Genomic DNA, 14,325 nt, shown 5'->3' with positions numbered 1-14,325 from the left:
CGGCATACCTTTTAAAATAAACAGAAGAAACAAATATGTTAGATTTTAGAGGTTATAAGAAATCCCAAAAAAAAGTCAATAATAAACCTTTTTACGGTGAATTGTTTAATACAGAACAGTTGGCAGAGTATTCTAAAGCACTTGGAGAGGATCATCAGGCAACAGGGAGTACACAGAGTAATTATCTGCGAGAGCAATTAGATTATAATGATGTTATTCTGCACGACTTCAATAATGAAATGTTAACAAGCAGTAATCGAAGTTATGTAACTCCCGCTATCGAATGGATGATTGACAATTTCTATTTAATTGAAGAGCATATTTTATTAGCCCGACATCACTACCCCAAGGAATATAACCAAGAACTTCCTTGCCTCTTGAAAGGTGAATATAAAGGGATACCTCGTATATATTCTTCAGTCATAGAACTCATCTCCCATACAGATTCTCAGATTGATATAGAATCACTTTCTGCTTTTTATAAGGCATACCAAATAAAATCTGCCCTCAAGATAGGAGAGCTGTGGGCAATCCCTATTATGTTACGGTTGGCGTTAATCGAAAATTTGCAACGTATTGCAACTCGATTACAGTTAAATACGAAACATCGCGATATAGCAAAACTGTGGGTCGACAAGCTGGAGGATATTGCTCTCAAAAAGCCTTCCAAATTGATTGAGATAGTAGCTGATATGGCACATTCCGATATCCCGACATCCGGTTCTTTTGTATCAGAATTCAGTCAACGGTTATCGTCTCAAAATTCGGCATTACAGATATCCCGCAATTGGCTCGAACAAAAACTGGCGGAGGATGGACTTTTCATAGACGAGCTGATTTATCAGGAAAATCAAAATCAGGCAGTAAATCAATTATCTGTTAGTCATATCATAAATAGTCTCCGGTTTATAAATACAACCGACTGGAAAATATTTGTTGAAAAACAAAGTATTGTAGAGCAAATTTTACTTAAAGATCCAGCTGGAATTTATGGATCTATGGACTTTAATACTCGTGATCATTATCGACATATTATAGAATCATTAGGACAAAACAGTCTTAGATCAGAGATCCAAATTGCTCAATCTGCGATTACATTAACCCAATTGTATAAAGATACGGGCACACGACAAGCTCATGTGGGCTATTTTTTAACAGGTGATGGAAAATATTTACTCGAAAAAGAAATTGATGTAAAAAAGACTATCACTACAAGAATAAGAAATGTATTCAGAGATGCTCCTTTAGCTATTTATGCCGGATCTATAACTATATTGTCTTTACTTGGATTTATCTTATTTGTTTCTGTTTTTCAATCTAAAGAAATGTCAATAACACATTGGCATTTCATGATCTTAGCATTCCTTTTCTTTATTTTCATTAGCCAGTTTGCTGTATTCTTTGTCAATTGGATAATTACTCTTTTTGCAAAACCGGATATTCTACCCCGACTCGATTTTTCCAAATCGATACCGGTCGAATGCCGCACGATGGTTGTTATTCCAACCATTATTTCGAATGAAGAGAATGTTGATAGTCTAATTTCCCAATTGGAACTTCATTATCTGTCGAATAGAAATACCAATCTTTATTTTGGATTATTGACAGACTTTCCGGATGCTTCTAAAGAGAAAGAGGCCTCCGATGATCTTTTGCTCAATCTGGCACGTTTGGGAATTGAAAATCTCAATAAAAAGTATAAGATTGATAACGGCACTCTGTTCTATCTGTTTCATCGCCCTCGTCAATGGAATCCGAAAGAAAAAACGTGGATGGGATATGAGCGGAAAAGGGGTAAGCTAATGGAATTTAATTCGCTACTAAGAGGCAAGGAAAACAATTGCTTCTCACACATTGAAGGAGACAGGTCTATATTGCCGAGCTTTAAGTATGTGATAACCTTAGATGCAGACACACAATTGTCTCCCGAAACTGCTCATAAGCTGATAGGAACAATGGCTCACCCACTGAATCAGGCAGAACTTGATGTGAAACGAAATGTTGTAGTCAGGGGTTATGGTATTCTGCAACCTCGTGTTTCGTCCAATCTTGTCAGCAGTCAATGTTCCCCTTTCTCACGCTTGTTTACAGGCGATTCGGGTATTGATATTTACACCCGAACTGTATCCGATGTCTATCAGGATGTGTTTCACGAAGGTTCTTATATGGGTAAAGGTATTTATGATGTAGATACTTTTGAAACCAGCTTAAACAACCGTTTTCCTGAGAACAAAATACTTAGCCACGATTTGTTGGAATCATCCTATATACGCTCAGGACTTGTTAGTGATATAGAAGTATCCGAATCATTTCCTCCGGGTTATAATATGGATGCAAACCGTCGTTTTCGTTGGATACGGGGCGATTGGCAGATCTTACAATGGGTATTGCCTTACGTTCCTAATTCGGGTAAAGGTTTTTCCAAAAATCCTATTTCGAGTTTAAGCAAATGGAAAATACTTGATAATTTACGCCGAAGTATAGTCTCACCTGCAACATTGTTATTCTTGATCGGATTTGCCATATTGTTCCCTCAAAAACTTTGGTCAGGTCTATTGTTGATACTTCTCATTACCGTTCTACCTTTTGTATTGGAGAATACAACCAACTCTTTACGCAAAGCAAAAGACCAATCGTGGAAACTCCATTTATGGGAGGTCTTAGGAAAAAGCATGTATCAATTCAAACAGGTTCTATTTGCGTTAGTTGTTCTCCCATATGAAGCCTATCTATGTGTAAAAGCAATTATTGTTACTCTTTGGCGATTAATTATCTCTCATAAACATCTGATGCAATGGCAGACCTCTGCTGATGTAAAGAAAAAAGCAGTTAATACGCTATCGGGATTCTATAACAGAATGTGGTTTTCTCCTGTAATGGCTATTCTGTGCGGAATATCATTAGGTATATACAACCCAATCTTACTATACGTTTGTCCGTTTTTATTTATATGGATAATTGCTCCATATATCGCCTGGCGCGCAAGTTGTCCCACAATCCCCAAAATATCTAAAATAACAAATGAGCAAGATCTTCTATTACACCGTATAGCCCGTAAAACCTGGCATTTTTTCGAAGTTTTCGTTAATGAAAAAGAGAATTGGTTAGCACCCGACAATTTTCAGGAGACACCTAATCCTGCTATTGCTTCCCGCACTTCTCCTACCAATATTGGTCTGTCGTTATTAGCCAATTTATCCGCTTTTGATTTAGGATACCTGACAGCTGGAAAGTTTGTAGAGCGAACTAAGCTGACCTTTGATACTATGACAAAACTGCAAAAGCACAGGGGGCATCTGTATAATTGGTATAATACCGAAACACTTGAGCCTATGTTTCCGTTGTATGTCTCGAGTGTCGATAGCGGTAATCTGGCAGGGCATTTGCTTACACTCGCTCAAGGACTAAGAGAATTGGAAGAAGACTGTATTTACAAGCCTGTTATTTTCGAAGGGATGCTTGACACTGTACAGACAATGAGAAACATTGACTGCAAAAACAAAGCCTTGATTCTACTCGAAAAAGAATTATCTAAGCCTTTGCCGAAAACATTAACCGCTGCATTTACCCTTTTAAAATTGGCAGAACAACAAATAGAGCAGGTAAATAATTCATTATCATCCGACGATGCCATACTAAATTCATGGGGGGCGGTATTAAAGAAAAACTGCAAGGAGTATGTTGATGAAATGCTTTTTCTTGGCCCTTGGCTTGCTATATCACTTTCTGTTCCTGTTGAAAGAGCGGGAGAAAATAGTGCATATGTACAGATGAATTACATAATCTCTACACTGGAAGCTTTAGATTATGTGCCTACGTTAACGCAAATAGCCAATTTAGAAACTACCGGTATTTGTTCACAAATTCAATCTGTATTAGAACAATTGTCCGGCAAAGATAATTTATCAGCTGATAGAGAAATAAAATACTTAACACAATGGCTGGCTTACCTGAAAAATGCAATAGAGAATGCAAAACAAAGAATAATGATTCTCAATGTTCTGGCACAGCAAAGTGATAGTTTTTCCAAAATGGATTTTGCCTTTTTATATGATCCAGTAAAGAAGTTATTCTCGATCGGATACAATGTTACCGAACAACAGATAGATCAAGGTTCGTACGATATGTTAGCTTCCGAAGCACGCTTGTGTAGTTATTTAGCCATAGCTCAAGGACAAATTCCGTTAGAGCATTGGTTTTCCCTAAGCAGATTACTTATTTTTTCGCAGGGGAAACCTATATTAGTCTCGTGGAGCGGATCTATGTTCGAATACCTTATGCCACTGTTGGTTATGCCAAATTATGAGCAAACATTGCTCGATCAAACCTACAAAGGAGTCATCTATGAACAAATCGAATATGGTAAAAAATTCGATATTCCTTGGGGAATTTCAGAATCCGGATTAAATCGCACAGATACTCAATTCAATTATCAATATAAAGCTTTCGGAATACCAAGTTTGGGATTGAAGCGAGGTCTGTCAAAAGACTTAGTTATTGCACCTTATGCCACTCTTCTGGCTCTGATGGTTAATTCGCGGAAAGCGTGCGAAAACCTGGAACGGCTTACCAATGACGGCTTTGAAGGCATGTATGGTTATTACGAGGCTGTGGATTATACACCATCTCATCTGCCGTTAAATGAAACAAGCATAGCAGTTCATTCCTATATGGCACATCATCAAGGTATGGGACTGGTATCGATATCCAACTTAATGAAAGGAAATAAAATGCAGGAGCGTTTTATGTCTTGCCCGATGATTAAGGCCTTTGAACCTTTATTACAGGAAAAAAATCCTCATAATATAAAGATCGATGTTATATCGGATGACTCTAAATTTGAAATCGAAGGGACTAATCCGTTATTATATAACAGTGTAAGTTATACTCGAGTTTTCGATAATAAAAACATACCACCCGAAATCAACTTGCTATCTAACGGACGTTATCAGGTAATGATAAATAACAGTGGTGGAGGCTATAGCCGATGGAATAATTTAGCAGTCACCCGCTGGCGTGAAGATGCAACCGCAGGTTGTCATGGATTATTTGTTTATTTACGTGATGTTGATACAGGAGAATACTGGTCGATCGGAAACCAACCGATACCAAATCCTTCTGATGATTACAGCGTAAAATTCACTCAGGCTTATGCAGAATTTAAACAACAACATTCTAAATTGGAAGTAAGAACAACCATATGTGTTTCACCCGAAGATGACATGGAACTGAGGCGAATAACCTTAACCAACCATACCAATAAGTCACGGAGAATAGAACTGACTACATACAGCGAAGTTGTTATATCGTCGCAAGATGCAGATGAAGCACACCCTGCTTTCAATAACTTGTTTGTACAAACTGAATTCAATGCAGCAGCTTCGTCCATATTGTGTACCCGACGTCCCCGTTCGCAGGAGGAAACCCCACCATACTTGCTGCATTTGCTGTTATCCGGGCAAGATCAGGAAAATGACGTTACGTGCGAAACAGACAGAGCTTCTTTTGTTGGTCGAGGACATTCATTGTCAAAGCCTTTGGCAATGAGGCAATCCGGAACGTTATCAAACAGTGAGGGTTCTGTTCTTGACCCTTGTATTGCATTGCGACGGTCGATCGTTATCCCAGCACGAAAGAGTGTAAAAGTATATGTGCTACTTGGTATGTCCGACACGTATTTAGGAGCGTTGTCCCTATCGGATAAATACCAGAATATCCGCATGACAGATCGTGCCTTTGAATTGGCATGGACTCACAGTCAGGTGGTTCTTTATCAACTTAATATTACCGAGACCGAAGCTCAGGTTTTTGCGAAAATGGCAGGATCTTTGGTCTATGCAAATCCTTTGTTCAGGTCTGATTCGAATACCGTAAAAAACAACAAACGCGGACAAAGCGGATTGTGGAGCTATGGTATTTCAGGTGATATTCCATTGGTATTATTAAGAATAAAGGATATAACAAATATAGAACTGGTACGTCAATTGGTTTTGGCGCATGCTTACTGGCGGATGAAAGGGTTAGTGATCGACCTTGTTATATTGAACGAATACACATCGGTGTATCGCCAATCGTTGTATGATGAGATAATGAACCTGATACACAGTGGTGTAGATGCCACATTCTTAGAAAAGCAAGGTGGCATTTTTGTTCGACGTGTAGAGCATATGCCCCACGAAGATATATTACTCCTTCAGTCTGTTGCCCGAATTGTAATCGATGATGAGCAAGGAACATTATTCGACCAAATGGAAGGTAAGTTAACTACGGATGTTCAAACTCCGATATTAAAACCAATATATGCTATTGAAGAGGTGAGTACAACAAACTTTGTACCCAATGATGTTATTCTTTCAAATGGTGTCGGTGGATTTTCTGCCGATGGGAAGGAATATATTATTACATTAAAACCGGGAGAATCAACACCGGCTCCTTGGTGTAATGTATTAGCAAATGAATATTTTGGAACGGTGGTATCTGAAAGTGGGAGTGCTTATACTTGGGGTGAAAATGCGCATGAATTCCGTATTACACCTTGGCATAATGATACAATACTGGATTCATCGGGCGAAGCCTTTTATATTCGCGACGAAGAAACCGGACAATACTGGTCACTAACCCCTTATCCTGCAAGAGGAAATAGTCCTTACGTTATTCGACATGGTTTTGGCTATACAGTCTTTGAGCATACTGAAAATGGAATAGAATCAGAGCTGTGGATGTATGTGGCTTTGGACACATCGGTAAAATTCACAATCTTAAAAATAAAGAATATTTCCAATCGTCCGCGCAACTTATCTGTTACCGGCTATTATGAATGGGTGTTGGCAGAGAAAAAATCCAAAAGTCTTTTACATACTCAGACGGAGGTCGATATAGAAACTGGGGTGCTTTTTGCTCATAATTTCTATAACTCAGATTTCGCAGAAAAGATTGCTTTTATAGATGTCAATGAGCCCCGAACGGTGACAGGCGATCGAAAAGAATTTATTGGGCAAAATGGAAGCTTATCTGATCCTGAAGCGATGAAGCATACTCGTTTATCAGGAAAAACAGGAGCTGGTATTGATGCTTGTGGAGCCATTCAAGTTATTTTTGATTTAGCAGAGGGGAAAACTAAAGAGACTCGTTTCAAGTTAGGATTTGCTCAGAATAAAGAGGAGATGAAACAATTAGTCCATCGTTATCGACAAGTAGAATCTTCACAACAAACATTAGATAGTGTTCGCAACTATTGGAATCAAACACTTGGTGGAATCAAAGTAGACACTCCTGATTCTTCGGTCAATGTAATGGCTAACGGTTGGTTACTGTATCAAACGTTGAGTAGCCGTATTTGGGCACGTTCTGGATTCTACCAATCGGGAGGAGCTTATGGTTTCCGCGATCAGTTGCAAGATGTAATGGCTCTGGTTCATGTTGAACCCGATATAACCCGAAAACAAATACTTCGTGCAGCCGCTCATCAATTTACCGAAGGCGATGTGCAACATTGGTGGCATCCTCCGATGAACAGGGGTGTTCGAACGCATTTTTCGGACGATTATTTGTGGTTGCCTTATGTTGTATGTCAATATATTTTAAGTGTTGGAGATAATGACATTTTAGGTGAGATTGTATCGTTCATCGAAGGTCGGGAGCTACGGGCAGACGAAGAATCATATTACGATCAGCCCAATCATTCAGCCGAATCGGCATCCCTTTACGAGCATTGTGTGAGGAGTATTAAGTACGGTCTTAAATTTGGCGTGCACGGTTTACCTCTCATGGGATGCGGCGACTGGAACGATGGTATGAATCTGGTAGGCAAAGAAGGAAAAGGTGAAAGCGTTTGGCTCGGTTTCTTTTTGCATGATGTATTAGTCAAGTTTTCGGATGCAGCAAGGCTTCGTAATGATGGATCGTTTGCTCAATACTGTGTAGAGCAAGCAAAAGAGTTGCAAAAAAATATCAGATTACATGCTTGGGATGGCAAATGGTATCGTCGAGCCTTTTTTGATGACGGTAGTCCTCTCGGCTCTGTTCTGAATGAAGAATGCCGGATTGATTCTATTGCTCAAAGTTGGTCGGTAATTAGTGGTGCAGGAGATAAGGAGCGTTCGGCAATGGCCATGAAGCAAGTTGATATACAGCTAGTCGAAAAAGAGGCTAAGCTCATCCGTCTGTTTACTCCTTCATTTGATAAATCATCTCTAAATCCGGGTTATATAAAAGGTTATATTCCGGGAGTTCGTGAAAACGGAGGGCAATATACTCATGCAGCCATCTGGACAGCTTTGGCTTTTGCTATGATGGGAGAAACAGATAAAGCATGGGAGCTTTTCGATTTACTGAATCCAGTACAACATGGTGCCACAGCGGAGGATATTGCCATCTATAAAGTTGAGCCGTATGTGGTAGCGGCTGATGTGTACACAAACCCTCAGCATCTCGGACGAGGAGGGTGGACATGGTATACCGGTTCGGCATCGTGGATGTATCGTTTGTTGACAGAAACACTGCTTGGCATCAATCGTGCGGGAGATAAACTACATTTAACTCCTCATCTAAAAAAAGAATGGGATAACTACAAAGTACATTACCATTTTCAAGAGACTGTTTATCACATCTCGTTCAATCGTATCAAGGATTTTGTAATAGATCCTTATCTTGTTTTAGATAGCCTCAAACAAGATGATTCGAATACCGTATATATGAAAAATGATTATACAGAACATTTTGTTGACGTGTGGATTAGGTAGTGGCAGCATCAGATGCCTTTATAAGTTTTCAATATTATTCCGGCGTTTATTTTTAAGGTTTTTGTAAAAAGTAGGCGTTAATCCTGTTACTTTTTTAAATTGATTGGATAAGTGAGCAACACTACTATAATGTAATTTGTAGGAAATTTCGGTAAGGTTCAATTCATCATAAAGAATTAATTCTTTTACCTTTTCTATTTTGTGCATAATAATAAAATGTTCAATTGTAACACCTTCTGCCTCTGAAAATAAATTGGCTAAGTAAGTGTAGTTGCTATTTAATTTTTCACTCAGATAATCGGAAAAGTTTACTTTCAGTTCTTCTCTAGAATGATGTATCAGTTCTATAATTGTAGTTTTTATCTGTTCTATCTGGATTGCCTTTTTATCATCCATCAATTCAAGTCCCGATTTTAATAACATTGTGCGAAGCAAAAAAAATTGCTCATCTGAAATTGCATCTAAAGTTTCTATTACTCCGAGCTGAACACTGGAATATCTGATTCCGATCTCCTCAAGATTGGATTTCACCATCATTATGCAACGGCGACTAACCATATATTTGACATATATCATCATTGGGATGCACTTTTGATTGTAATATACTGATTTATTTAGGCTTATTTGAAGGAAGATATAAAATATATTGTTTTGTCATATTCTAAATGAGTACAAAAAACGGGTAAGTAATTACACCTACCCGTTTTAATTTATACATTATTTCGTTTTATTAGTAACGATTTCCATTGTAGCCACCGTTTCCACCACGGCTGTTGTAACCTCCGCTACCTCTATCCGTTTTAGGACGAGCAATAGTTACAGTGATTGTCTTGCCTTCATAATCAGCATTGTTTAGCTCATCTATAGCTTTCTGTCCTTCTGCATCATTAGGCATTTCAACAAAGCCAAAGCCACGCGATCTTCCAGTTTCTCTGTCTGTAATAATCTTAGCCGATTCTACTTCGCCATAGGCTGTAAATAATTCTTGCAAACTCTCGCTTGTTGTGCTAAAGTTTAGATTCGATACGTAAATGTTCATTCTTTTTTTATTAATTATTATTGGATATCCTTATTGGTTAGACTGATCTTTACAGCATTCAGCATGCCTCTTTGACCATGTTACAAATAGAATATTACCATCTTTATTTCTAAAATATCTTTTTTTATATAGGAATAGCTATTTTTATATTTTTGATTTGTGCAATCTGATATACTTTTCCACTCGAGCATCTATTTCCTCCTGAGACAAATGAGCAGGGAGTTCGATTGTTGTCCTCTCGCTAATCGTGACATGAATAACAGCCCCATTTTTTCCCTTTACATTTTTCAATACAGATTCAGCCTGCTGATTAGCTGAAGTTCTTTCAGAACGGGCTATTTCACCCTCTTTTCTGTTTATCGAAGAGCTTTGTTTTGCTGCCATTTTTGTTTTGTTTTAATTGGTTTTATGTATTTTTACAAATACAAGAGCATTGTTTGCCGACATTTTGTAACGATCATATTCTCGGATGTCTCTTTTGACGGTTTCTTCTGTCAAATTATCATTCATGAGACAGATCTATTGCTGATAATGCTACTTTTTCTGCTATAGCAAATTCTTCTTTCAATTTGAATACAACTTCTTTAACGCTACTTATTTTCTGAGCCAGATGAGCATTTATTCCGGCAAAAGCATATCCCTTTTTCATGTCTCCTTTCGCAGCACTTAATAATGCTTTCATTATACAATAGGGACTCTTAGTATAATCGCAGGTTTTTATGCAGTGTACAGGACAATTTTTAGGTATCTCCAATCCTTCGGCAACACGTTTGAGAAATTCTCCTTTAATAGCACGTCCCGGCATCCCAACCGGACTGTTGATTATCATAAGATCGTTTTCCTGTGCGGTAAGGTAAACCTGTTTGAAGGCTGTCGAAGCATCGCATTCTTCGGTTGTAACAAATATAGTTCCCATCTGTACCGCAGATGCTCCCATTTCTATAAAACGGTACATATCTCCTCCTGAGGATATCCCTCCTGCAGCAATAACCGAGATCTTTTTTATTTCTTTGTATGAAACTACCGTTTTTATAACTTCCGGAATTATATGTTCAAGAGAATATTGCTCATCATCAAGTTGTTCTCTCTTAAATCCCAAATGCCCTCCGGCTTTTGGCCCTTCCACAACTATTGCATCGGGCAAATAACCGTAATTATTATACCATTTCTCACAAATTATCTTTGCGGCACGAGCTGAGGAAACAATTGGTACTAACTTCGTTTTGCTGTCGGCAGTTTGATACGATGGTAAATCCAACGGAAGTCCTGCACCTGCAAATATTATATCTGCTTTTTCTGCAATGGAGGTACGTGCCATATCAGCAAAATTAGATAAGGCAACCATTATATTGACGCCAATTATACCTTTTGTCTTTTCTCTGGCTAAACGCAACTCTTCTTTCAGTCCCCAAATACTACTCTTTATGAAATTTCCGTGACCTTTATGAATGAGACCTAAACCTGCACATGATATAACACCTATACCTCCTTCATTAGCAACCGCCGATGCTAAGCCGGACAAAGATACTCCTACCCCCATTCCACCTTGGACAACCGGAAGTTTAACTTCCAGATTCCCTATAAAAAATGATTTCATCTTATTTACAAAAATGTGTCGCGACAAACTGTATATACTTTTCGCAACGAATTAATACTATAAACAAGAGAGTTGATTTTGTTCTCAATTTTAACGATGGGAAGATCCGCAGCAAGCGCGGAGCAAATCATTGTGAAGAAAAGATACAATAAAAACTATATTGCTCAATGGGTGAAGATACGGAAATAAATCTACTTATTTGTTGTTTTACAATATCTTATTAAATATTCTTTATATTTTAATATTTATAACTTTAACATAGACATTGATATGTTCGATCATTTTGGCAATACTCTCAACCTTAATCTCGCCGAAAGTAATATAATTCTGAAATAATAAGGGAGCATATGAAAGTATATATTCTTAGAAAGCCCCAAAAGACATGCAGAATACCTTTTGAATAAATGGAGATTGTATAGAAAGTCTTGTTCGTATACAACAGAATTCTTATCTATAGTTTTCAATAACGATCAAGTAAAAATTAGAAAAAAAACAGAAAAAGAAGCATTAGAATAAAGCATTTTATCTTTTTGCAAAAGATAAGTCGCTCTTTGTATAGTGAGGAAATTAAGCATATAAGAACCAAGCTGGTTTCTAAATCGTTACCTATTGAGAAGCGAATAGCACATAATCGTTTGATTAATAGCCAACAAAAGTTTTCCTTGTGTCTTCTTGTATGGAATGTGATCCTTTTATTAATACCACATAATATTGCAATATCTTTCAAATACTTATTCACATCTGCAGGATCTTGAATAGGTAATAGCTTATCACCACCTTTATAGTTATCAAGAATCATCTTTGCTATTGGAAATAATGGTATTCTAGATAGTATCTCTGTTTTTACCCTTCTTTTCTTAATCCAGATTCTACCACTGTTATCTCTTTCAAAATGTTCTGGAGTTAATGTTTTAATATCAATATAACTAAGACTAATAAAACAACCTATATTTTGTCCTTTCAAAGCGTGGAATAGGGGTGTAACAGTTGATTATATTCCTTAGTTCTTCTTAATCTAAAAAAACAGCCTTGTAAATCATTGATTTACAAGGCTGTTAAAATATTTAGTAATTTAATTACTTGCCTAAAGACTGAGCTACGTCAACAGCACAAGCAACAGTACAACCTACCATTGGGTTGTTACCAATTCCTAAGAATCCCATCATCTCTACGTGAGCAGGAACTGATGAAGAACCAGCGAACTGAGCATCTGAGTGCATACGACCCATTGTGTCTGTCATACCGTAAGAAGCAGGACCTGCAGCCATGTTATCTGGGTGAAGTGTACGACCTGTACCACCACCTGAAGCTACAGAGAAATATGGTTTACCAGCAAGGGTACGTTCTTTCTTGTATGTACCTGCTACTGGGTGTTGGAAACGTGTTGGGTTTGTTGAGTTACCAGTGATTGATACGTCAACTCCCTCTTTCCACATGATAGCTACACCTTCGCGAACATCGTCAGCACCATAGCATTTTACTTTAGCACGAGGACCATCAGAATATGCTATTTCGCGAACAACTTTAAGTTCACTTGTATAATAATCGAACTGAGTCTGAACGTAAGTGAAACCATTGATACGTGAGATGATCTGAGCAGCGTCTTTTCCAAGACCGTTCAAGATACAACGTAAAGGCTCTTTACGTACTTTGTCTGCCTTAGCAGCAATTTTGATTGCACCCTCTGCAGCAGCGAATGACTCGTGACCTGCAAGGAAAGCGAAACATTTAGTCTCTTCACGAAGAAGACGAGCTGCAAGGTTACCATGACCGATACCTACCTTACGATCGTCAGCAACTGATCCTGGGATACAGAATGCCTGAAGACCTAAACCGATAGCTTCAGCAGCTTCAGCAGCGTTCTTGCAACCTTTCTTAATTGCGATAGCGCAACCTACAACATAAGCCCATTTTGCATTCTCGAAACAGATTGGCTGAGTCTCTTCACATGTCTTATAAGGATCAATACCAGCAGCCTCGCAAATTGCGTTTGCTTCTTCGATATCTTTGATGCCGTTTGCGTTCAATTCAGCAATAATCTGCTTGATACGACGGTCTTGGCTTTCGAATTTTACTTCTCTAATCATTTTTATTTCCTCCTTATAATTATTCGTGACGTGGATCAATATGTTTAACTGCACCCTGCTCAGGAGTTACACGACCGTATGTTCCTGTAACTTTCTTCAATGCTTCGTTTGCATCTGTACCTTTTTTGATTTCGTCCATGAATTTACCCATGTGTACGAACTCGTAACCACAGATTTCATCGTTCTTGTCAAGGAATACATTCTTGATGTAACCTTCAGCCATTTCAAGGTAACGAGGACCTTTAGCTAATGTTCCATAAAGTGTACCTACCTGGCTACGAAGACCTTTACCTAAATCTTCAAGTCCAGCACCGATAATCAAACCGCCTTCAGAGAAAGCAGACTGAGTACGACCGTAAACAATTTGAAGGAACAATTCACGCATTGCAGTGTTGATAGCATCACAAACAAGGTCTGTATTCAATGCCTCAAGAATAGTCTTTCCTGGAAGGATTTCAGCAGCCATAGCAGCTGAGTGAGTCATACCAGAACAACCGATAGTCTCAACCAATGCTTCCTGAATAATACCCTCTTTTACATTCAATGTAAGCTTGCAAGCACCTTGCTGAGGAGCACACCATCCGATTCCATGTGTCAAACCAGATACATCTTTTATTTCTTTCGATTTAACCCACTTTCCTTCTTCAGGAATTGGAGCTGGTCCGTGATTAGGACCTTTCTTCACAACACACATGTGTTCTACTTCGTGTGAATAAGTCATATTTTTACGTTTTTATTAAATAAATTAATCATCGTAACATTGAAAAAGAAGATTTTCTTTTTCGGTATGCAAAGTTAGTTCTTTTATTCTTTTTTGCAATCGCTGATATCTTAGTTTTTAATAAATAATAATATATAATT

The 14,325-nt window shown here is 38.1% G+C and carries 7 protein-coding genes and 1 pseudogene; 1 reads left to right on the top strand and 7 read right to left on the bottom strand.

Going from position 1 to position 14,325, the window contains the following annotated elements:
- Positions 1-35 precede the first annotated feature (35 nt).
- Positions 36-8,741 (top strand): GH36-type glycosyl hydrolase domain-containing protein, encoded by an 8,706-nt coding sequence (locus JCM15092_RS09995; protein WP_024994536.1) that lies wholly within the window; start codon positions 36-38, stop codon positions 8,739-8,741.
- An 18-nt stretch (positions 8,742-8,759) separates the two neighbouring features.
- Here JCM15092_RS09995 and JCM15092_RS09990 read toward each other — a convergent pair whose 3' ends face one another.
- From JCM15092_RS09990 to JCM15092_RS09960, 7 genes and pseudogenes are all read right to left on the bottom strand, one after another.
- Positions 8,760-9,299, bottom strand: coding sequence for a helix-turn-helix domain-containing protein (locus tag JCM15092_RS09990; protein ID WP_369384652.1), 540 nt, complete (start codon positions 9,297-9,299; stop codon positions 8,760-8,762).
- A 172-nt stretch (positions 9,300-9,471) separates the two neighbouring features.
- Positions 9,472-9,780: an RNA-binding regulator gene (rbp, locus tag JCM15092_RS09985; protein ID WP_024994534.1), complete on the bottom strand. Its 309-nt coding sequence runs from the start codon at positions 9,778-9,780 to the stop codon at positions 9,472-9,474.
- Between the two features lie 144 nt (positions 9,781-9,924).
- A complete protein-coding gene (locus tag JCM15092_RS09980) occupies positions 9,925-10,164 on the bottom strand; it encodes a hypothetical protein (RefSeq protein ID WP_024994533.1) in 240 nt (79 codons plus the stop codon).
- Positions 10,165-10,282: 118 nt separating this feature from the next.
- The gene (locus JCM15092_RS09975) at positions 10,283-11,377 is read right to left on the bottom strand and encodes an NAD(P)H-dependent flavin oxidoreductase (RefSeq protein ID WP_024994532.1); all 1,095 of its coding nucleotides are present in this window, start codon (positions 11,375-11,377) and stop codon (positions 10,283-10,285) included.
- A gap of 481 nt (positions 11,378-11,858) precedes the next feature.
- A pseudogene (locus tag JCM15092_RS16910) lies at positions 11,859-12,387 on the bottom strand (site-specific integrase); the annotation flags it as partial.
- 66 nt (positions 12,388-12,453) lie between these two features.
- Positions 12,454-13,464, bottom strand: a complete 1,011-nt coding sequence (locus tag JCM15092_RS09965; RefSeq protein WP_024994530.1) for a GGGtGRT protein — start codon at positions 13,462-13,464, stop codon at positions 12,454-12,456.
- Between the two features lie 19 nt (positions 13,465-13,483).
- The gene (locus tag JCM15092_RS09960) at positions 13,484-14,185 is read right to left on the bottom strand and encodes an iron-sulfur cluster assembly scaffold protein (RefSeq protein WP_024994529.1); all 702 of its coding nucleotides are present in this window, start codon (positions 14,183-14,185) and stop codon (positions 13,484-13,486) included.
- Between the last annotated feature and the right edge of the window lie 140 nt (positions 14,186-14,325).

Source organism: Phocaeicola paurosaccharolyticus JCM 15092, assembly GCF_000613805.1.
Taxonomy (GTDB): Bacteria; Bacteroidota; Bacteroidia; order Bacteroidales; family Bacteroidaceae; genus Phocaeicola; species Phocaeicola paurosaccharolyticus.
The sequence above is the reverse complement of the archived record's forward strand: the minus strand, read 5'-3'. Positions and strand labels throughout refer to the sequence as shown.